The organism is Paraglaciecola chathamensis S18K6 (assembly GCA_000314955.1).
GTDB lineage: Bacteria > Pseudomonadota > Gammaproteobacteria > Enterobacterales > Alteromonadaceae > Paraglaciecola > Paraglaciecola chathamensis.
In genome coordinates, this window is record BAEM01000042.1 from 194,634 (window position 1) to 217,137 (window position 22,504).

The following is a 22,504-nucleotide window of genomic DNA, read 5'->3' on the forward strand; positions in this document are numbered from 1 at the left end:
CACAAAAGGACCTACTGCCAACACCATATGCGAGTAAACTCTTTATGCCTAAGTTACGTCAATCTCTAGCTACTGCTGTCACTTTAATGGTGTTGGCAGCGACTTCTTTACCTATGCTGGCGAATGCAGCGTGGTTTAAAGCGACGGGGCAAGCAATAATTAATAATGGCAATAAAGCTTTAGCCAAAAAACAAGCAACACAAGAAGCCGTTAAGCAAGCGTTGATGTTTGCAGGGGCTTCTATCACCAGTGTTCAAGAAATGTCGAACGGGTTATTAGAAAATGACCGCTTCGAAGTGCGAAGCGGTGGTGAAGTAAATGATTTAGCGCTTATCAGCGAAACCTACCACGATGACTATGTGACGATTACCATTCGAGCGGACATATTCGCGCACCAGAACCAATGTGCAGCAGCACAATACAAAAAACGCTTGGTCAGCACATGGTTTCCTATTCGCGATCGCCAACAAGGTCTTACCGGCGGGCTAACAGAATTTGGCCAAACCATTAGCGAGCGCTTTGAACGTCAATTCAATCAAACGAGTCGATTCGCCCGCATAACTCACCGCAAGCCCTACTATTTGTCAACGCAAAGCCCTGACATCACAAACGACATCATCACGCTTGCACGGCGCACTGACAGCCAATATGTGTTAATTGGAGAGATTACCGAGCTATCAGTAGAGCGCACTTCACGAAATGCCCTACTCTTTTGGCAAGACGCGCCATTGACCAGAAACTTTCGTTTAGAGTTATTCCTCTTTGATGGCAATACCGCCGCTTTACTTAAACAAGAAAACATCGCAATCCATAGCCCATGGGAGTTCGAATTACACCAGCAAGTTAGTCCTACTAGTCAACAGTTATGGCAATCGCAATATGGTAAAGCGGTGACAGCGGCGATAGCAGAACAAGCGACATTAGTAGATGAAGCATTAAACTGCTTACCTACATACGCACGCGTTTTACGGGTAGATAATGAACAGGTTACGATAAACATTGGCAAGCAAGATGGTGTGCAAGTAGGCGACGAAGTCACTCTGTTTAAACATGCACAATTCGTTGACCCGATAGGCAACCTTCATCAACAATTACAGCTTCACCCAAATCAGCTAAAGGTGATACGCGTATTTAACGACACAGCCTTGCTAGGATCAATATCTGGCGCACCATTGGCGAATGTTCAAGCAAACGACTTCGTTGCACGCCAGTAGCGCTTTCATTCTTAGTGGGGCTAAGCAATAATAGCGGGGGTAGCAAAAATGATAATGCTTAGGCTGTCCCCGTAGTTTAATGGATAAAACGAGCCCCTCCTAAGGGCTAGATCTTGGTTCGATTCCAGGTGGGGATACCAAATTGCATTATGAACAATCAACTTAACCTAATTTCTGGATAAGAAATATCCTTCAAGCTATGTTTTAACAATATAATTCAATAGCTTAATCACGATTATCCAAATACCTAATCTGAATTCTCACTCGGTGACGAAATTTTCGTGGATAGCAAGACCGATTGCCTAACGTAATAACGTGTTATTGCTAGGCAATCCAGCGCTGCTTGGGCTACCTCACCCTGCATGTCATGTCCTTTTTGGCTTATTTCTTTAAGCTTTTATCTACAAACATGCTCGTTTGATGCTTCATCACGTACTAGGTGAGTGGTATATCACAGACGCAAAAGTTCAGCCTTGCCTATTATCTTCAGTATTTTTGTACACTTAATTTTTTATTTTCATAAATAACGAAAACATCACAAAACACTACCAACTCACTAGCTTTAACCTAATTGGCGATATTTTTTGCACCCTATATATCAATCAGCAAAATATTCCTCTAAGCGATGGAAAATAAAGACCTACCAGCATTATCTAAGTTATTGATAATAGTTTGCATTACCCTTTGTCTTTACATATTATCCCTGCGCTTTTTAACATGCTTGACACACTATCAACACAAAAGTAACGGATACCTAAATTAAAATGAAAAGATCGCTACTCGCTACGTCTATTGCACTGACAATGTTCTCTGCCATTGCACAAGAAACACCTAATAATAAAGCCATTGAAACCGTTACAATTTACGGTAATCAACTCAAGGCGCAGGAAGCGACAGGAGCAGCTCAGTACATAGGAGAGCAAGACCTAGAAAAATTCGCTTATACAGATATTCAGCGCATTATTAGGCAAGCACCAGGTGTATCTCTGCAAGTAGAAGATGGTTATGGTCTTCGCCCTAATATTAGTATTCGTGGTGTCGCCACAGAACGTAGCGGTCGTATAACATTACTCGAAGATAACGTGTTGATTGCCCCAGCCCCTTACTCTGCGCCATCGGCTTATTACTTCCCTACTGCTGGGCGCATGAGTGCTTTTGAAGTGGTCAAAGGCCCAGCGGCCATTACACAGGGGCCTTATACCATAGGTGGTGCAATCAATATGCTCTCCACCCCAATTCCAAATACTCAAAGTGGGCAGGTCACTTTAGAAGCCGGCCAAGATGCAACCTATCGAGCGCACGCCACGATAGGCGGGAAAAATGATAATGGGTTTGGTTACTTGCTTGAGGCACACCAATGGCAATCGGACGGATTTCAGGACATTGACCGTAGCAGCAACGACACAGGTTTAGATGTAACGGATCTTACGATGAAATTAGCCTATGCACCGAAGAATTCGCGCCATAGCGTTGAACTTAAATTGCAATACACAGATCAAGATTCCGAGCAAAGCTACTTAGGTTTAACAGATGCTGATTTTGCCAACGATGCCCAGCGTCGCTATGGTTTGTCAGCGCTGGATAATATCAGCACTGAACATACACAAGTCATGCTGAACTACGCATTTCAAATCAATAAAGAGCTGAATTTTACCGCAGTTGCTTATAACAATACGCATGAGCGCGATTGGTTTAAAACCGAAGGCATTGACTTAGATGGAAGCGACAACGCTCAAGACTACTCACGTACCAGTTGGTCAAATGTTATTTCAGCTATCAACAATAATGAAGCAATCGGCGAAACGAGCGTAGCCATGCTGCAAGGCATTTTAGATGGGACCATAGATACCGAGGCAGGCAGTATTCAATTGCGCTCGAATAGCCGTGAGTACTATTCGCGTGGTATTCAATTCGGATTGAATTGGAATAAACAATTTGGAGACGCGAAACACCACATTGAATTCGGTGTACGCCTGCATGAAGATGAAGAAGATCGCCTTCAGCGCAACAGTACTTACCAGCAGGTAGACGGTCAGTTGCTGTTAAGTGATTTAGGCGAGCTTGGTAACGCGGGGAACCGTGTACAAGACGCTGATGCATTAGCAGTACATGTTTACGATCGCATTGAATTGGGTGATTGGGTATTCACCCCAGGTTTACGGTTTGAAGATATCAGCCAAAGCCGCACCCGCTACACCAATGGCGCTGATCGCGTGTTTAGAGATGATAGAGAAAACGACACCACAGTCTTGTTACCCGGTTTAGGTGTGTTGTATAAAATCGATAGCAATCTAAACCTTATCGCAGGCGCCCATAAAGGCTTCACTGCCCCAAGTAACTCCCCTGGTGCAAAAGAAGAAGAAGCGGTTAACTATGAACTTGGTTTTCGCTACAACAATGACGCTTTTAACGCCGAACTTGTTTATTTCCTCAGTGATTACGACAACATAGTGGGAGTATGTACCGCCTCTTCAGGCAGTGATTGTGAAATCGGCGATGCGTTCAACGGTGACGCGGCTACTGTGCAAGGTATTGAGTTCTTACTGAAAACCGAGCTCGGCCAATTCAACGGTATTCGCATCCCGTTCAACTTAACGTATAGCTACATCGATAGTGAATTTGATACCGATATTTCAGGTACTGACTTCTTTGGCGATGTCTCGGCTGGCGACAGTATCCCATACATTCCAGAAAGTCAGGGTCAAGTGACTCTAGGCTTAGAAGGCGATAAGTGGGCGACGTACCTTAATGCAGTTTTCGTTGATAGCGTATGTACCCGCGCCTCATGCGATGCATTTGAAGCCACTGACAGCTCATTTATCCTCGACTTGTCAGGCTCGTATAATGTGAATGCAGACTTACGTGTTTTTGCTCGTATTGAAAACCTAACCGATGAAGAAGATATTGTCAGCCGTCAGCCTTATGGTGCACGCCCTAACAAATCCCGTACTGCATCTGTGGGTATCACGTACAGCTTCTAAATTGCGAGAGTTGCCAACAGCGATTTAAGTAAAATTATCGCCCTAAATACAGTTAGTACTGCATTAGGGCGATTTTTTGTTTCTTTGTTATCCACTTATCTGTATTTTCCCTATCAGTACTTTTAGCAACACCTTCCATCGAAGGAATGACGCTTTGCTACCACATACTGCTCGAACGATGTCGTTGAACCCAAATATTTGTTAAATCAAAGTCATAATCGATACTGACTTGGTAATTTCCATTCGATCAACGTTATAATCGGGCCAGTTGTAATTCGCTAGAGGATGAATACCAGTTTATGTCGAATGATAATACAAAAGATGAAATGCCATCCATGGTATTGGATAAAGACGATCTCGATTCTTATCGTCGTAATCGCGGCCCTGCCCCGTCGAACAAGAGCAAGTCATCTACCACCAAGACAAAAGAGCCAAAAAGCAAAGGTTCGGGTCCTTCTTGGTTATCCATGCTTTTTTTCATCATTATTTTAGCAGCAGGCATTGGCTACACCGCTTACACCATTGAACAACAAAAGTTGGTGATTATTGAAGCGCAAAAACGAATTGGAGATTTAGAGAATCGACTTTCGGCCACAGGTGAGGAAATGGACCAGTCGGCTGTTGCGTTGCAAGTTAAAGTGACGGAACTAAGTGCCAAAACCCAAGAACTGTGGGAACAAATGGACAAGCTTTGGGCATCAGCATGGCGCAGAAATCAATCTGAGATCAAAGATTTAGAAGCGAGCATGAAGTCCCAAAAAAGCGCTCTTGAGCAATCTATCAGCGCGGTGAAAGGGGAAACCGATGTTAATGCAACCACCGTTGGCCTTTTACAGGAACAATTAGACAGCACCAATAATACCGCTAATCGTTTGGCTGAACTGTTGAATAAAGTTGAACAAACAGGCATAGATACTGAACAGCAGGTCAACAGCTTGCAGGAAAAACTCATGTCTACCGCGATAGCAAGCAATGGCTTGACTGGTCGTTTAGCTGAACTTGAGAAATGGCGTAAACGCGCTGAGGATCAATTAAAAGCGGCGAGCCAACCAGTAAACACAACACCATAGCGCCTGTTCAAACAGCCGGAGCCTGCAAGCCGATAAGGCTATAGGCCGTTAGCGCCCCGCTAGATAAAGACAAAAAAGGAGACCGTGGTCTCCTTTTTCAATCATAGTGCTATCAATTACGACAACAGGTTACTCAACGAACCCTTCATTGGCTTTTACCGTTAGTGGGTGATAACCAGGCTTGGCTTCTGCGAAGGCTTTTTGCGCCAACATCTTGCCTTTTGGTGTTTGCGACAACGCTTTGTAAATGGGTTTAACCAGCTTGTTACGACCAATGCTAACCAAGTAGCTATGCACGCGAGGTAATGCAGGTTCATACCAATTTTCTACCGCCATTAGCAACCAGCTATGCGCTATTTCGTTATTTTTACTCTGGGTTAAATCAAATGCGGCATCCAATTCAGTCAGTTGCTGCTGGGTCAAACTGTCTGGCATATTATTCAAGAAGTACAGCCACTGATGTACTACCCAATCATCTGCATCGATATCCTTGGCATGTATTTCGCCATTTAGCCATTGGTTACGGGCCTCATCGACAATTTTAAATGCGTTTGAGTGCGCAGCAGGTGCACCTTTAGGGATCCCTGGTTCAAATATCCATTGGTGAATTCGCTCTGCAGACAACGCATCAGCATAATCCGTTAATAAAGTAGCGTTTAAGTAAGCCATGAACTGATCAGTGGTGATACTTTGAAACGCAAAGTGCTCAAAATAATTTAGCAAAAATTTATCGAAGTTTTCACGTCCTACTTTTTGCTCAAGCTCACGCAAAAACAGGGCGCCCTTCTCATAAGGAATATTACTGAATACAGCATCGGGATCACGTCCGCGAAGATCGATAGCCAAGATCTGATCCTCCGGCGGTAAACTCTCTATATCAGCTTGCAAGTCTTGGCGACCAAGTACGGCTTCCATGTTGTATCTGTCATCACCGTAAACCATTTGCATGATGCGGTAGGTCAAATAAGTAGTAAAACCTTCGTTCAACCATAGGTCGCGCCACGTAGCATTAGTGACAGTATTCCCTGACCAAGAATGCGCTAATTCATGCGCAATCAAAGACACGAGACTTTTATCACCTGCGATTACGGTCGGCGTAATAAACGACAAGCGCGGGTTTTCCATGCCGCCAAACGGAAATGACGGAGGTAGAATCAACAAATCGTAACGATCCCAGCGATACGGGCCATAGGTTTTTTCCGTCACCTCAAGCATAGACTCCGTATCGGCAAACTCATCTGCTGCCGCATCAAGCAATGCGGGCTCAGCATACACACCAGTGCGTTTACCCATGGATTTAAACTTTAAATCCCCCACAGCCAAGGCAATCAAATAGGCAGGTATTGCCTGGGGCATATTAAACTCATACACACCATCGCGGGCTGTCTCAGGGTCGTTCGAGGCACTCATGACCGCCAATAGCTCTTTCGGCGTATGTACAGTTGCACTGTAAGTCACTCGTACTTGAGGTGAATCTTGCACCGGTATAAAACTGCGCGCATGAATTGCCTGAGACTGAGTAAACAGGAAGGGATGCTGTTTACCTGCCGTTTGTGCTGGCGTCAACCACTGTACACCTGAGGCTTGAGGTGAAGTGTGATACGACACAGTGACCTTATTTGCTCCCTCAGGAATAGTGATTGTCAGCGGCGCACCTAGAAAAGAATCCGCTTTGCCTAAGGAGTACGGAACAGGCATACCATTGGCCGTCACTGCCTTTATTGTTAAGTCACGGGTATCAAGAATTAAAGTGTTGTTGCCCTCTTGCTTGCGCTTTACAGATAATTCCACATCCCCTGAGATGATTTTTTTATCGAAGTTGACATCTAAATCCAGTGCCAAATGCGTCACACTGATTTGTTCTGGGTTAGAAAAAGAGTGGTAATCTTTACCTGCCTCGATATTCACTGCTGTATTGCTCAAAGCCTTAGAAGAGCCGGGCTGACTTGGTTGGCTGCTATTACTCTGTCCTGCACATCCGCCTAGCGCAAAAATGGCCGATATGGTTGTTGCTAAAATTGCTGACTTCATTGTTAGTCCTAATGGTTAGTCCGTTACAAATTGTGGCATAGACAACCCAAGAACAGAACTATTACCCTTTGCTAGGTATACAGAATTTTGTAAATTGAAATTTCTTCGCTAACCCTTATATTGGTATTAGTGAGCTCCATGCATCCCGCTCATAATCGAATGGAGAGAAGTATGTCATTTGACGAAAAATATCTAGGTGAAGATTTTTTATCTGCCATGAGTGATGTCACTCCGTTAGGCCCTGACGACAAGGTCAATACAACCCAAACGCAAAAAACGCTTGCCCAGCAATTAAAACGAAAAGCCTTAGAGCAACAACTAAACAAAGCAAATAATTTCTTGTCCACTGAAATTACGCACTTGGTGGCGCCTAATGACATAATTGGCTTTAAACAAGACGGCGTACAAGAGGGTGTGTATAAAAACTTGCGCTTGGGGAAATACCCAATAGACGATGTACTTAATGTACAACAAGGTGGTTTCGAAAAATCTCGCCAGTCACTGTTTGATAGGATCAGGCTGAATCAAGAAAAAGGCATTCGATGCATGCTAATAAAGCACGGACGTGGCGAGCAAAGTAAACCCATTGCGGGTTATTTGAAAAGTGCTGTCAACCAATGGTTAGTGCAGTTACCCCAAGTGATCGCCTTTCACAGCGCCCAGCTTCATCATGGTGGTAGCGCCTCTGTATATGCCTTACTGAAGAAAAGCGAACAGCAAAAAACGCATAACAGAGAATTACATCGTAAAAAATAGGCGTTCTTTAGGCGAAATTGTAATGCGCAATATATACAGCGGGATGTGCTTGCTATCTAAGACAACAATATTTGTGCAATTGAACGACTTATTTTTCAGCTAGCGCGATGGCGTCGCCTGTTGCGTACGTTGCCATATTCGTCGGAATCGGTTGTGATTTTGCTGATGCGCTAAAAATTGCGGCAACAATGAGAAATACGACAGTAGCCAAAACGCCTGCCAAACCAAAACCTTTAGATGAACGATTCATATCAGTCTCTTATTATTTTATGGGTACTTGCATCCTGCCCTAAAATCTTAACATCCTTTTTACAAGCAGAATTGTAAACTTCTGTCAAGAAACGAACGAATAATAATCAGATTCATCCAAGGTTACAAGTTTTTATTAAGGAAAATCAAAGAATTGAGGGTGAATTTTTTTTTATAAATCGGGGAACTTTTTGTTTGTTTTTTAAACACTAGCTGATTTTTAGTATTTTGCAACTGAGTAAAAGTCGTAACTTATTAATACCTAAAAAGAAATTTAAAAAAGCCCCGGAAACGGGGCTTTTTCAGTCGTGAACTTTATTTACCACTAAAATTCAACAAGATAACGTAATCGACAAGTCGACTGCCTATTACGGTTTATCCTAAATAAACCCGTGCATTTCTAAACATACGCATCCACGGGCTGTCTTCTTGCCAATCATCAGGGTGCCAAGAGTTGGCAACCGTTCTAAATACCCGTTCTGGGTGCGGCATCATGATTGTTGCACGGCCATCAAGACTGGTTAAACCTGAAATTCCAGCAGGAGAACCATTCGGATTAGCTGGATACTGTTGAGTCACCTTCCCGTAGTTATCGATGTACTGAAGTGCAACTGTATTGTTATTCAGTGTGGTATCTAGCCCAGACGCTTGGGCAAATTCAGCGCGACCTTCACCATGAGATACCGCAATCGGCATTTTGGAGCCTTGCATACCCTTGAAGAATATTGATGGTGAATCTTTCACCTCAAGCATGGCCACCCGTGCTTCGAAACGCTCTGATTGATTGGTCACAAAATGCGGCCAATGTTCCGCACCAGGAATTAGTGACTTGAGGTTAGATAGCATCTGGCAGCCGTTACACACACCCAAACTGAAGGTTTCTTTGCGCGCAAAGAAAGCTGAAAACTCATCACGCGCCATTGCGTTGAACAATATTGATTTAGCCCACCCTTCGCCAGCACCGAGCACGTCACCGTAGGAGAAACCACCACAGGCGACAAGACCTTGAAACTCACTTAACGAAACCCGACCTGCCAGTATATCGCTCATATGAACGTCGACAGAGGCAAAACCTGCACGGTCAAAGGCAGCAGCCATTTCAACATGTGAGTTCACGCCTTGCTCTCGCAAAATAGCCATTTTAGGCGCAACGCCTTTGGCTATATAAGGTGCAGCAACATCTTCAGTCACATCAAATGTCAACGCTGAGTGCAAACCTGGATTACTCAGATCATTTTTAGTCGCCAGTTCTTGCTCCGCACACTCAGGGTTGTCGCGCAGTCTTTGCATGTGGTGTGTGGTTTGTGCCCATGCGTTGCGATAAACCCCACGACTGCTTTGCAATACAGGTTGACCATTACGAGAAAAACTAATCTGGTCATCGTTTGATAGTGTGCCAATCACATGGCTCACATTCGTTAAACCATTGTTCGCCAATACCGACTCTACGTGACTTAACTTATCGGCATCGAACTGGATAACTGCGCCTAACTCTTCGTTAAACAAGGCACTGGCGTTGTCACCAGCAAGTTTATCAAGTTCAATCTTCAAACCGGTATTTCCGGCAAACGCCATTTCCACTAATGTTGTGAACAAGCCGCCATCTGAGCGGTCATGATAAGCATGCAGTGCTTTTTCATGTACAAGTTGTTGTATGGCCACGAAGAAACCTTTGAGCAATTCAGCGGAATCAACGTCTGGCGTTTTATCACCAAGCTGCTGATAAACCTGCGCTAAACAAGAAGCGCCCATACGGTTTTGACCTGCTCCTAGGTCAATTAACATCAGGCGAGTATCACCTTCGGTACTCAATTCAGGGGTGAGGGTTTTACGTACGTCTTGTACCGCACCAAAAGCCGTGATCACTAATGACATCGGCGACGTAACGGCTTTATCACCTTGCGCATCTTGCCATTGTGTTTTCATCGACATCGAATCTTTACCCACCGGAATGGTGAGCCCTAGAGCCGGGCATAGCTCTTCGCCTACGGCTTTCACCGCTTCATAAAGACCCGCATCTTCTCCTGGGTGACCCGCTGCCGCCATCCAATTAGCTGATAACTTAATGCGTTTCAAATCACCAATATCTGCAGCAGCAATATTGGTTAACGCTTCGCCTACAGCCAAGCGCGCCGACGCGCCATAATTTAATAATGCCGCAGGTGTGCGTTCACCTAACGACATTGCTTCACCTTGATAGGAGTCGAAAGCAGCAGCGGTGACCGCGACATCAGCCACAGGAATTTGCCAAGGGCCAACCATTTGATCCCGATTAACCAAGCCAGTAACAGAGCGATCGCCTATGGTGATCAAAAAGGTTTTTTCAGCAACCGCGGGTAAATGCAATAAGCGTAACGCCGCTTCATCTAAATCAATTTGCGCCAGGTCAAATGCGCTTCCCGTGAGCGACTTTGATTGTACATCACGGTGCATTTTAGGTGCTTTTCCTAACAATACGTCCAATGGCATATCAATCGGTTTGTTGTTGAAGTGACTGTCATCCAAGGTTAAATGGCGTGCTTCGGTTGCTTCACCAACCACAGCGAACGGTGCTCTTTCACGCGCACAAATATCTGCAAAGGTGGCTAAGTTTTCAGGCGCTACCGACATCACGTAACGCTCTTGCGATTCATTACACCACACCTCTAAGGGCGTCATACCTGGTTCATCGTTTGGTACATTGCGTAATGAAAAGTTGGCGCCACGCCCACCGTCATTCACCAGCTCAGGAAATGCATTTGATAAACCGCCAGCACCTACATCATGAATAAATTGGATAGGGTTGTTTTCACCCAATTGCCAGCATTTGTCGATCACTTCTTGGCAACGGCGCTCCATTTCTGGGTTGTCTCGCTGCACGGAAGCAAAGTCTAAATCTTCATTAGACTCACCCGATGTCATTGAGGATGCTGCACCGCCCCCCAAGCCTATGTTCATGGCAGGGCCGCCTAAGGCAATTAGTTTAGCCCCAACGGTGATCTCACCTTTTTGCGTATGCTGCTTACGAATATTACCTAAACCACCGGCAAGCATAATAGGCTTGTGATAACCACGTACTTCTTCCCCGTTAAAACTTACCACTTGTTGCTCGTAAGTACGGAAGTAACCAAGAATATTCGGACGGCCAAATTCATTGTTAAAGGCTGCACCGCCAAGTGGACCATCAAGCATAATATCGAAAGCAGAAACAATACGTTCTGGTTTACCGTATTCGCTCTCCCAAGGCTGCTCAAATCCAGGAATACGTAAGTTAGACACTGAAAAACCAACTAATCCCGCTTTGGGTTTAGACCCGCGGCCCGTTGCGCCTTCATCACGAATTTCACCACCAGAGCCAGTTGCTGCACCGCTAAAAGGGGCAATGGCAGTGGGGTGATTGTGAGTTTCGACTTTCATCAGAATATCGATATCTTCATGATGATAGCGATACTGGTTGTTGTCTGCTTCAGGGAAAAAGCGTCCGGCAAAACTGCCTTCCATCACTGCGGCGTTATCAGCGTACGCTGAATGTACGAAATCAGGACATTTTTCGTAGGTGTTTTTTATCATTTTGAACAAAGACTTAGGTTGCACTTGCCCGTCTATTGTCCAATCTGCATTGAAAATTTTATGTCGACAATGCTCTGAGTTTGCTTGGGCAAACATATAAAGCTCAATATCATTAGGATTACGCCCTAGCTTTTCAAAACTGCTGACTAAGTAATCCACTTCATCTTCGGCTAAGGCCAACCCTAAGCGCACATTAGCACTGACAAGCTCTTCACGCCCACCAGCTAAAATATCTATAGAGGTTAACGGCTTAGGTGCTTCATGCTTAAACAAAACACTGGCATCTTGCAGTTCACTGACCACACTTTGTGTCATGCGATCGTGTAATACATTCTTTAGCTGCGCTAACTGAGTAACATTTAACGGATCAGCATCAACATAAAATGCGCAACCCCGCTCTAAACGTTCAACCGACGTCAGCCCACAATTATGCGCAATATCAGTGGCCTTTGAAGACCAGGGTGAAATCGTTCCCGCACGCGGAATAACAAGTAATAACAGCCCTTTGTGCTGTTTTTCTTCAATTTTAGGCCCGTAGGTAAGAAGTTTATCTAATACCTGTGTATCACTCTCGCTTAACGGTTGACTCACTTGAGCAAAATGCACAAATTCAGCAAACAAAGCATGAACGGGGATATTAAGGGCCTCAATAGACTGCATGAGTTTTTTAGTACGAAATTCAGAAAGGGCTGGAGCGCCGCGAAGGACAAGCATAAAGGTAATCACCAAGTTGCAGGGCTCACCCACTTTCGTGATGGCAAACCGATTTTCGGGAAAATTTTAAGCGCAGGATTATATACTGATTTTCGTGCAATTGATAAGCGATAAACCACCTGAAGAAAGACTTTTATTAAATGATAAATATCTGGATGAATTCATTACTTTTGGTCACAATATCCATTGATGGTTTTTTAAGGGGTGTAGTATTTTTTTTCGTTGGTCTTTTCGTTATGGTTTTGTACTTGCTGTTTCTCTTATACTCAGCGCATGTGATGAACCCAAAAAGCAGGATAGCCTTCAGCAGGTGCTTGATACTGGCATATTGCGAGTGGGCACTATTTACGGCTTAACCACCTATTATAATGGTCCCAACGGCCCCGAAGGATTCGAATACGAATTAGCCGCAGGTTTTGCAGATTACTTAGGTGTTAAGCTTGAGATCTTCCCCTACTACACTGTTAATGAACTCTTTCCTCAACTAGACAATGCCCATTTTGACGTGATTGCCGCGGGTATCAATGTCAGCCCTGAACGTTATTCCCAATTCCGCTTCGGGCCTGCTTATCAAAACGTCAGTCAAAAATTGGTTTTTAAACAAGGAGACGTGAGACCAAGAGAGTTAGAAGATCTCACCGGCAACTTTATGGTGGTTGCAGGCAGCGGACACAGTGAAACCTTACGTAATTTTAAAGCCGAACATCCTGACCTAAGCTGGCAAGAAACCAATGATAAAGACTCAGAAGAACTACTTGAGGCAGTATTGGCTGACGAGCTTGACTACACAGTAGTAGATTCAAATATTTTAGCGTTAATGCGTCGCCGCTATCCAGAACTGAGCATCGGCTTTTCCTTGAGTCAATCACAGGGTATCGCTTGGGCCACCAGCAAAAAAGGCGATGACGCATTACGCGCGGCCTTGATTGAGTACTTCGGCAAAATCCATCAAAACGGCACGTTAGCGGCATTAGAAGACAAACATTTTGGCCATGTACGCCAATTTAACTACGTGGATACACGAGATTTTATTCGCTCAGCAGCCGAAAAATTGCCGCAGTATCAACCCTTGTTTGAACAATATGCGAATGAACTCGACTGGCGTTTATTGGCAGCCCTGAGTTATCAAGAAAGTCACTGGAACCCTAAGGCAAAATCCGTTACTGGGGTGCGTGGTTTGATGATGTTAACCTTGAATACCGCAAAAGACTTAGGTGTTACTTCGCGCCTTGACCCAGAACAAAGCATTCGCGGTGGTTCAGAATATCTAGCGACGTTACTAACGCGTATTCCCGAGCGCATACCTCATCCTGACAGACTATGGTTCGCACTAGCCGCGTATAATGTAGGTTTAGGGCATTTAGAAGATGCACGTGTATTAACAGAGCGCCAAGGTGGAAACCCAGACATGTGGGTTGACGTGAAAAAGCGCTTGCCGCAATTAAGACAAAAACGATATTACAAAACCACACGTTACGGTTACGCCCGAGGCAACGAAGCGGTTATCTATGTGGATAATATTCGTCGATACTACGACACCTTAGTGTGGCTTAAAGAGCAGCAGCCTGAGCTAATGCCAGTAGAGCTGCAAGAGGAACAAAGCGATGTTCAGCTGGGCGATGTAAGCGGTGACGACGAAACTGAGAATGACATCAATGAACGCACGTCTACGCCAGACGCTCCAAAAATTAATGGCACAAAGAGCGAAACTATCGAAGACAAAGCTGACGGGGGCGATACAGTCGAGAACCAAACGAGCCAGAACGCGCCTAGCCAGAAACAAACTAGCAAGAATGAAACCGCTCAGAGCCAAGCCCCAGAGACCGGCCCCGAGCAAGACAAAGCAGGTAAGAACGGAGCCAGCAAGAACAACGCATCCGATACCCCAGACGCAGAGAAACAAGCTGATAGCGACAGTCAGCCTGAAGAAAGCGCAGATTTACTGCAAGATGAAACCAATCAAGAGCGTTAACTTTTAACGCCCCAATACTAATGAAAAGCACTAATGAAAACCCACAGTAAAGTTTGATTTACGATTACGCTTTTTAGTTAAATCGCTTGTCATTTTTCATTCATAACAAACTGTTAGATTATATTTTAGTGAACATAACGACTCTTTAAGGTGTCGACTATAAATCCTATCGAGCGATTTGACAGTATAAAGTTGATATCTTAGTTTTAACGAGAATATGTTTGCGCAAAATACTGAAAAGACAGAAGGAAAAATGAATGAAAAAGAGAGCCACTATTAACAATCGCAGCAGAGTTGCGAATACCAGCAGACGCCGTCAACTTTTAAAACGTGTGCACAGCAAAGTCATCAGTCGACGTCAGCAATACCAAATGACAGAGTTAGCACAAGAGTGGGCCAGCGCAATAGCCAACTAAGCTTTTTTTTGCTTATTGGCTTTAATTTGCGCACGTCGCTTGCGAAAAAAAGCTGATATTGTTTCACCGCACTGCTCACCCAATACGCCTCCTACTACTTCGACTTGATGATTAAGGCGAGTATCTCTGAGCACGTCCATTATGCTTCCTGCTGCCCCTGTTTTCGCATCGTGAGCGCCAAATACCAAGCGTTCTATCCGACTATGAACCAGCAATCCAGCACACATAGTGCATGGTTCTAGCGTGACATACAAAGTGGTGCCAATCAGGCGATAATTCTGAATAAACTCTCCAGCTTGACGAATCGCCTGCATTTCAGCGTGGGCTGATGGGTCGTTAAGCATGATTGATTGGTTCCAACCTTCACCTATTACCTGTTGGTCTTTTACCAACACTGCTCCTACTGGGATTTCGCCAGCGTCAGCGGCTTTAGTGGCCAAGGCTAATGCGTGGCGCATCCAAAGTTGATCTTGTTCTAAAGTCATCTTACTCTTTAATTAACGGTTTGCTGGTCATGAAATTGGTGAAATAGATTAATTATTTCGTCAAATTAACCAACCTCATTACGAAAGGCATTACCTACCAACAACTAACTCTTTGATTAAATTAACTTTTTAATTATGGTCAACGAATTGCTTAATACTATTCAAATATGGATACTATTTTAACACATAGATTTGAGGAATAGACATGAACATCACTGCCATCGCCATTGTCGCTATCATTTGTTGGGCTATTGTTGAATTAACCAATGGCGCAAAAACCAAGAAAAAAAGCAAAGTTAGCCAACAAAAAGAAACTGAACTTGAACAACAGGTCACAGAATTAAAAGAGCGCGTCGAAACATTAGAAAAAATTGTAACCGATGAAAAGTATGACTTGCACCGTCAGTTCGATGATCTAAAAAAAGATAAAGTGGCTTAAAGCCAACAAGAGCAAAATCCTAAAAAAAAGGGCCATCTCACACCGAGTTTGGCCCTTTTTTATTGCTTTGCCGCGCTCACAAATTACTTACGCCATTGCCATTAAATTTTCACTGAGCGGTTAATTATTTATTGGAATGAGCATTATGGGTGATAGGCACCGCATACATAGACAACACTTTATGTTTAATCTCTTCTGATTCATCACATAAACGAGACGACAAATGCAATTTTGCTTCATCAATTTTAGTTTGGCTATAAGAATCGGAATTTGCGCAATTATCACGCCCCATTAATTGAACCGCGGCATCTGCACTAGGAAACTGTTTATAGTTTTGTTTTATCTGTACATCAATTTGCTCGGCGACCGCTTTAGCACTGTCAAACTCGTCATCTAATATTTTGCCAAATGCGACGTGAACATTGCCCTTATAACCCACTATTCCATCTACTATGCTACGAATATCTTCGCTATCGGCTTTATCATAGCTGCCTTCGACTTCTGTTGTATGCAGCTCCTTTGCTTTACTTAAATCGCAGGGGTCGAACTCATAAGAAATAGACACAGGCACGATACGTAAGCTACGAACGTAATCTGTCAGCGACTGCGCTTTAGGCTTGTTCAGACTGAGCATAGAAATAATCGCAGGGTTGGTAGCATCCACCCCGTCTTTCGCCCGCCCTTCCCTTTGCGCAATCCAAATATGCTGGGCATCATTCTTTAAGGTATGAAAAATATATTCACTGAGGAGTTTGGCATCAGCCAGCTTCTGTCGTCTATCTTTGGCACTGCGGTTTACGATAAAGCACTTATTTAGGCGAATTAAATCAGCTACCCAATCCTGTTTCAGTAGGTTATCCCCAACCGCTATTCGAACCGTGTCCTGACCATTTTGATGCAAAGACCAATTTACAAACGCTGGGTCTAGTGCAATGTCCCTGTGATTGCTCACAAAAATACAGGGTTGGCTTAAATCTAAATCCTCGAGCCCAGATACGCTAAAGCTATCTGTCGTTTGCTCAATCATGCGCTCCATGTAAGGCTCAACTAAAACCTGAAAATCGCGTAAGCTTTTGATACTGGAGCGTCGTTTAGACAAATACAAACGCGTAATCCCTCTCAACAAAGGATAAGTAAAACGCGGCCAAGTTGAAAAGCGAAAAGCGACTAAGCTATCCATCAGCTGCCGATTGCGGATCAGGCGCGACAATACCTGAGGTAAATCACAATCGTTAAACGGACGAATTGAGTCAAATTTTGCATTCATGAAAAAAAGCTACTCAAAGAAAATAAAAAGGGGGCGCATTTTGCCTGCGAAAGAAACAATCAGCAATCCTAATTTAGCGTAAATAGGCTACCAACGGTTCTGTTCATACCACTAGCAAACTCTTCTGCATTAGATTGCACTTTTAACCTAACACTATCACAGACCATGGCTTACCCTTGAAGTTCGCGGCAAATAATTTCCACTTCGCCGTTATCCGCTGTGATGTACGTTGAATCTCCAGTGATAGTAAATGACATATCACACGTGCGCGAAACCAACTGGGCCAACCTTTGTATATCTTGCCACTCAAACTGATAAACCTTGACTGATAAAGAAGCAAAGCCACTGTGACTTTGCTTCCACCATGTATCTGATTTACTGTTAAAACTATATATTTTAGTGGCTTTCGCCATACGACTGGCTTTCTTCACTCTCTCTTGAGCTGGCTCTCCCACATCAATCCAAAGATGCAATTGATCATCCAAACCACGCAACCAAATGTCGGGCTCATCGACTGAACTTAAGCCTTTGGTAAAACTAAGCTGTTCATCAGCGTTTAAGCAATACGCTAAAACCCGGCTCATCATTCGTTCAACCGTTTCCGACGGATGCTGTGCAACTGTCAGGTTCAGGGCAGTGTAATAATCGCGATTTAGGTCTGACAATGATATTTTAAATTTATAAATAGTGGGCTTAATAGCCATAGGAGTCACTCAAAATGAATAGGTGAGAAAATAAAAAAGGCCAGTGAAACTGGCCTAAATTTAGGAATTGTTTTAGCTTATTCCCACTCTATGGTTGCGGGTGGCTTTCCAGAAATGTCATATACAACACGAGAAATGCCGTCAATTTCATTGATAATGCGATTCGAAACCTTACCTAAAAACTCATAAGGTAAATGTGCCCAATGTGCTGTCATGAAATCAATAGTTTCTACTGCTCGTAACGAAACAACCCAATCGTATTTGCGTGCATCACCCATAACCCCAACTGATTTGACCGGCAAGAATACGGTAAATGCTTGGCTAACCTTGTTGTACAAGTCATGTTTGTGTAGCTCGTCGATAAATATGGCATCTGCTTTGCGCAATAGATCGCAATATTCTTTCTTAATTTCACCCAATACGCGCACACCTAAACCTGGACCAGGGAAAGGGTGGCGATAAAGCATGTCATAGGGTAAACCGAGTTCGAGACCAATTTTACGCACTTCATCTTTGAATAACTCACGTAAAGGCTCAACCAAACCCATTTGCATATCTGCAGGTAGGCCGCCAACATTATGGTGAGATTTAATCACATGCGCTTTGCCGGTCGCAGAACCAGCAGATTCGATGACATCTGGGTAAATGGTGCCCTGAGCTAACCACTTAGCATTTTTTAGTTTCTTCGATTCTTCATCGAACACTTCGACAAAGACACGGCCAATGATTTTACGTTTCGCTTCAGGTTCGTCAGTACCGGCTAATGCAGATAAGAAACGTTCTTCTGCGTCAATTTTGATGATATTTAAACCAAAATGATCGCCAAACATGTCCATGACTTGTTGACCTTCGTTTAACCGAAGTAAACCGTTGTCTACAAATACGCACGTTAAGTTCTTGCCTATCGCTCGGTGCAACAACATGGCCACCACGGAGGAATCAACCCCACCAGATAAACCTAGGATCACTTCATCATCACCGATTTGTTCTTTCATGCGTTCAACCGCATCTTCGATGATCGCGCCCGGAGTCCAAAGCTTTTCGCATTGACATATGTCTAATACGAAATGCGACAACATGCGCTGCCCTTGGCGTGTGTGGGTGACTTCTGGGTGAAATTGCACACCGTAGAATTGCTTTTCAGGGTGAACAATTGCCGCAAACGGACAACTATCTGTTTTCGCCGCGGTGATAAACCCTTCTGGCACCGCTGCGACTTTGTCGCCGTGACTCATCCACACATCAAGTAATGCGTTACCATTTGGACTAACATGATCCTCAATGTTATCCAGTAACGCCATTTGCTCAACCACTTCAACTTGCGCATAACCAAACTCACGCATATCTGACCCTAGCACTGCACCACCTAGTTGCTCGGCCATGGTTTGCATGCCGTAACAAATGCCAAATACAGGCACACCGGCTTCAAATACATATTGCGGTGCTCGTGGCGAATCTATCGCGTGAACAGATTCCGGCCCACCGGATAAAATAATACCGTTAGGATTAAATTCACGAATTTGCTCTTCGGTCACATCCGATGCCCATAATTCACAGTACACACCTATTTCACGCACTCTACGTGCAATAAGTTGGGTGTACTGTGAGCCGAAGTCGAGAATAAGTATGCGTTGATCGTGAATGTTTGTTGTCATCTTGGTACTCGTGTTATTAGCGCAATGGCGATAAAAAAAGGCTGGTTAAAAACCAGCCCAATATTCGGGATTAATCATTAACCTAAGCGGTAGTTTGGTGCTTCTTTGGTGATACTCACGTCGTGCACATGAGACTCGCCCATGCCCGCTGCAGTCACTTTAACGAACATGGCTTTTGTGCGCATATCGTCAATAGTAGCAGAACCGGTTAAGCCCATTGCAGAGCGCAGGCCGCCCATTTGCTGATGAATAATGGTTGAGATTGGGCCTTTGTATGCAACGCGACCTTCAATACCTTCAGGTACAAGCTTTTCAGCACTATTACTGTCTTGAAAGTAACGATCTGAAGAACCGTTGTTTTGATCCATCGCGCCAAGTGAGCCCATGCCGCGGTATGACTTATAGTAGCGACCTTGATATAACTCAACTTCACCAGGTGCTTCTTCAGTACCGGCTAGCATACTGCCGACCATAACTGAACTTGCACCAGCGGCAATCGCTTTGGCGATATCACCAGAGAATCGAATTCCACCATCGGCAATGACTGGCACATCAGTGTCTTTAAGCGCTTCTACCGCATCTGAAACGGCGGTAATTTGCGGAACACCGCAGCCAGTCACAATACGCGTAGTACAGATTGACCCTGGACCAATGCCTACTTTCACTGCATCAACACCAGCATCAGCTAATGCTTTCGCTCCTGCGCCTGTGGCTACGTTACCGGCAATTAGTTGTACATCAGGAAAGTCAGCACGCACCTTCTTCACTCTGTCGATAACGCCTTGTGAATGGCCGTGTGAAGTATCAATCAACAAAACATCAACGCCGGCTTCAACTAGCAATTTAATGCGCTCGTCAGTACCGGCGCCCACGCTTACTGCAGCGCCAACACGTAAACGACCTAATTCGTCTTTACAGGCATTAGGCTTACTTTCCGCTTTTTGGAAATCTTTAACGGTAATCAAACCGGTCAATCGAAATGCGTCATCAACCACTAAGATTTTTTCGATTCGGTGTTCGTGCATCAATTCAAGCACTAGGTCTGAATCAGCGCCTTCTTTTACAGTGACTAAATCGTCTTTGCCAGTCATCACAGATGAAATAGGTTGGTCTAAGCGACTTTCAAAGCGTAAATCGCGGCCTGTTACAATTCCGACCAAGGCATTGTCTTTATCTACTACAGGGAACCCTGAAAAACCATGATGCTTACTCAGTGTATTAATTTCACCGATAGTCGCATTTGGCGATACAGTAACGGGATCTGACACCACACCACTTTCATATTTTTTCACCATACGAACGTGATCGGCCTGAGCCTCTGCTGGCATATTTTTATGAATAAAACCAATTCCGCCTTCTTGCGCTAAGGCAATGGCTAAACGCGCTTCGGATACTGTATCCATAGCGGCTGAAATTAGAGGAATATTTAAGGTCACACCGCGTGTCAATTTGGTTTTCAAATCTGCGGTATGGGGGAGAACGGTTGAGTGCCCGGGCACTAACAACACATCATCAAACGTAAGAGCTTCTTTAGCGATCCGTAACATGCAACAACACCTGTTAAATGGGTTTTTATTGCGGCGCAATTGTAGCGGCTTTACCTTATCAGGTAAACTGCATTCCTATTATTTATTAAAGATTTTGTGCCTTATGTTTAGTGCGTCACCCGCAAACCGAAATATCTTTACTGTTAGTAAGCTTAATCATCTAGCTCGCTCAGTTTTAGAATCTGAAATTGGCCAAGTTTGGTTGAGCGCTGAAATATCAAATTTCGTGGCTGCTAGCTCAGGGCATTGGTATTTCACCCTCAAAGATAACCGAGCTCAAATCAAGAGCGCTATGTTTAAAGGTGCTAACCGTAAGGTGATGACTCGCCCTAAAGAGGGCGACAAGGTGTTGGTGCGGGCAAATTTAAGTATTTACGAGCCTAGAGGCGACTATCAACTAATTGTTGAACATCTTGAGCCTGAGGGCGAAGGTCAACTCAAACGCCAATTCGAAGCCTTAAAGCAAGCGCTGTCTGCACAGGGATTGTTTGCCAGTCAAAACAAACAACCGCTCCCTAATCATATTAGTCGTATTGGCGTAGTCACTTCAGCTACAGGCGCTGCGCTGCATGATATTCTCACCGTGTTGAAACGCCGTAATCCGGCGGTAGAGGTCGTTATTTATCCCACTCAGGTGCAGGGTGTTAGCGCCAGTCGGCAGATTTGCCGCGCGATAGGGATTGCCAACCAGCGCAAAGAGGTAGACGTTCTCATTGTTGGCCGTGGTGGCGGCTCGTTGGAAGACTTATGGTGCTTCAACGAAGAAAATGTTGCATGGGCTATTCATAACAGCGTGTTACCCATTGTCAGTGCCGTAGGCCATGAAGTAGATGTTACCATCGCTGACTTTGTCGCGGACTTGCGCGCCCCTACCCCATCAGCAGCTGCAGAGCTCGTTAGCCAGTCACAAGTAGAGATGCTCAACACACTTTTAGCGAAACGCGATCGCTTATATAAAAATGCGCGGACTTTGATTAAAGAGCTGCAATATCAACAACAATCCCTCAGCCAAGAACTTCATGCTTATCATCCGAAGAACCAACTTCGCCAACATATGCAACGGGTTGATAACCAACTCACTGCGATCACCCATAACATGTCAACTCGCTTGATGCGTGCTAAGCAGTCGAGCATTAATCTCAGCAGTAAACTGTCGCAGTTTTCGCCTAAAGCTTTATTAAAAGAAAAACAACAAACACATAGCATGTTATCTCAGCGCCTCACCCAAGCTTGGCAGCGCGGCTTAGAGCAGCGTCAATTAACCCTCGCCAACGCAAGCCATTTACTGGACACCGTCAGCCCATTATCGACGTTAGCACGAGGGTACAGTATTACCTTTAAAGACGATAAGGTGGTGAAAAGCCAAAAAGCTCTCATTGAAGGCGACGTGATCACCAACCGTTTTGCGGACGGGGAAGTAAAAAGCACGGTGAAGTAATACCATTCCACGTTAAT

The 22,504-nt window shown here is 44.4% G+C and carries 16 protein-coding genes and 1 tRNA gene; 9 read left to right on the top strand and 8 right to left on the bottom strand.

Going from position 1 to position 22,504, the window contains the following annotated elements; all coding sequences use genetic code 11:
• Positions 1-44 precede the first annotated feature (44 nt).
• The 4 genes from GCHA_RS16060 to GCHA_RS16075 all read left to right on the top strand — a co-directional run bounded on the left by GCHA_RS16060 (position 45) and on the right by GCHA_RS16075 (position 5,265).
• The gene (locus tag GCHA_RS16060) at positions 45-1,214 is read left to right on the top strand and encodes a flagella assembly protein FlgT (protein WP_007990087.1); all 1,170 of its coding nucleotides are present in this window, start codon (positions 45-47) and stop codon (positions 1,212-1,214) included.
• Between the two features lie 65 nt (positions 1,215-1,279).
• Positions 1,280-1,354 (top strand) — tRNA-Arg (locus GCHA_RS16065).
• A gap of 624 nt (positions 1,355-1,978) precedes the next feature.
• The gene (locus GCHA_RS16070; protein WP_007990088.1) at positions 1,979-4,195 is read left to right on the top strand and encodes a TonB-dependent receptor family protein; all 2,217 of its coding nucleotides are present in this window, start codon (positions 1,979-1,981) and stop codon (positions 4,193-4,195) included.
• 299 nt (positions 4,196-4,494) lie between these two features.
• Positions 4,495-5,265 carry a coiled-coil domain-containing protein gene (locus tag GCHA_RS16075; RefSeq protein WP_007990091.1) on the top strand — a complete coding sequence of 257 codons (771 nt, stop codon included), beginning with the start codon at positions 4,495-4,497 and terminating at the stop codon, positions 5,263-5,265.
• Between the two features lie 129 nt (positions 5,266-5,394).
• On the opposite strand, the gene GCHA_RS16080 is transcribed toward GCHA_RS16075, so the two are convergent.
• Positions 5,395-7,296: a M1 family metallopeptidase gene (locus GCHA_RS16080; protein ID WP_007990093.1), complete on the bottom strand. Its 1,902-nt coding sequence runs from the start codon at positions 7,294-7,296 to the stop codon at positions 5,395-5,397.
• Positions 7,297-7,467: 171 nt separating this feature from the next.
• On the opposite strand from GCHA_RS16080, the gene smrA reads away from it, so the two are divergent.
• On the top strand, positions 7,468-8,052 hold the full coding sequence (smrA, locus tag GCHA_RS16085; RefSeq protein ID WP_007990094.1) for a DNA endonuclease SmrA: 585 nt from the start codon (positions 7,468-7,470) through the stop codon (positions 8,050-8,052).
• A gap of 88 nt (positions 8,053-8,140) precedes the next feature.
• Here smrA and GCHA_RS23050 read toward each other — a convergent pair whose 3' ends face one another.
• Positions 8,141-8,302, bottom strand: coding sequence for a hypothetical protein (locus GCHA_RS23050; RefSeq protein ID WP_007990095.1), 162 nt, complete (start codon positions 8,300-8,302; stop codon positions 8,141-8,143).
• A gap of 374 nt (positions 8,303-8,676) precedes the next feature.
• Positions 8,677-12,564 carry a phosphoribosylformylglycinamidine synthase gene (gene purL, locus GCHA_RS16090; RefSeq protein ID WP_007990096.1) on the bottom strand — a complete coding sequence of 1,296 codons (3,888 nt, stop codon included), beginning with the start codon at positions 12,562-12,564 and terminating at the stop codon, positions 8,677-8,679.
• A 262-nt stretch (positions 12,565-12,826) separates the two neighbouring features.
• Here purL and mltF point away from each other — a divergent pair, with 262 nt between their 5' ends.
• Both mltF and GCHA_RS23055 read left to right on the top strand, forming a co-directional pair.
• Positions 12,827-14,536 carry a membrane-bound lytic murein transglycosylase MltF gene (gene mltF, locus GCHA_RS16095; protein WP_272998325.1) on the top strand — a complete coding sequence of 570 codons (1,710 nt, stop codon included), beginning with the start codon at positions 12,827-12,829 and terminating at the stop codon, positions 14,534-14,536.
• Positions 14,537-14,793: 257 nt separating this feature from the next.
• On the top strand, positions 14,794-14,952 hold the full coding sequence (locus tag GCHA_RS23055) for a hypothetical protein (protein ID WP_007990098.1): 159 nt from the start codon (positions 14,794-14,796) through the stop codon (positions 14,950-14,952).
• Here the strand turns inward: GCHA_RS23055 and tadA are convergent.
• On the bottom strand, positions 14,949-15,437 hold the full coding sequence (tadA, locus tag GCHA_RS16100; protein ID WP_007990099.1) for a tRNA adenosine(34) deaminase TadA: 489 nt from the start codon (positions 15,435-15,437) through the stop codon (positions 14,949-14,951). The genes GCHA_RS23055 and tadA overlap by 4 nt on opposite strands.
• A 205-nt stretch (positions 15,438-15,642) precedes the next feature.
• On the opposite strand from tadA, the gene GCHA_RS16105 reads away from it, so the two are divergent.
• A complete protein-coding gene (locus GCHA_RS16105) occupies positions 15,643-15,876 on the top strand; it encodes a hypothetical protein (protein WP_007990100.1) in 234 nt (77 codons plus the stop codon).
• Between the two features lie 124 nt (positions 15,877-16,000).
• Here the strand turns inward: GCHA_RS16105 and GCHA_RS16110 are convergent, their stop codons facing one another.
• From GCHA_RS16110 to guaB, 4 genes are all read right to left on the bottom strand, one after another.
• Positions 16,001-17,143: a 1-acyl-sn-glycerol-3-phosphate acyltransferase gene (locus GCHA_RS16110; protein WP_007990102.1), complete on the bottom strand. Its 1,143-nt coding sequence runs from the start codon at positions 17,141-17,143 to the stop codon at positions 16,001-16,003.
• 170 nt (positions 17,144-17,313) lie between these two features.
• Entirely contained in the window at positions 17,314-17,847 is a 534-nt protein-coding gene (locus GCHA_RS16115; protein ID WP_007990104.1) for a YaeQ family protein, read from the bottom strand.
• Between the two features lie 77 nt (positions 17,848-17,924).
• Positions 17,925-19,502: a glutamine-hydrolyzing GMP synthase gene (gene guaA / locus GCHA_RS16120; protein WP_007990106.1), complete on the bottom strand. Its 1,578-nt coding sequence runs from the start codon at positions 19,500-19,502 to the stop codon at positions 17,925-17,927.
• A 77-nt stretch (positions 19,503-19,579) separates the two neighbouring features.
• Positions 19,580-21,049: an IMP dehydrogenase gene (gene guaB, locus GCHA_RS16125; protein ID WP_007990108.1), complete on the bottom strand. Its 1,470-nt coding sequence runs from the start codon at positions 21,047-21,049 to the stop codon at positions 19,580-19,582.
• A gap of 103 nt (positions 21,050-21,152) precedes the next feature.
• Between guaB and xseA the strand changes: the two genes are divergently transcribed.
• The gene (gene xseA / locus GCHA_RS16130) at positions 21,153-22,487 is read left to right on the top strand and encodes an exodeoxyribonuclease VII large subunit (protein ID WP_007990110.1); all 1,335 of its coding nucleotides are present in this window, start codon (positions 21,153-21,155) and stop codon (positions 22,485-22,487) included.
• The last annotated feature ends 17 nt before the right edge of the window (positions 22,488-22,504 follow it).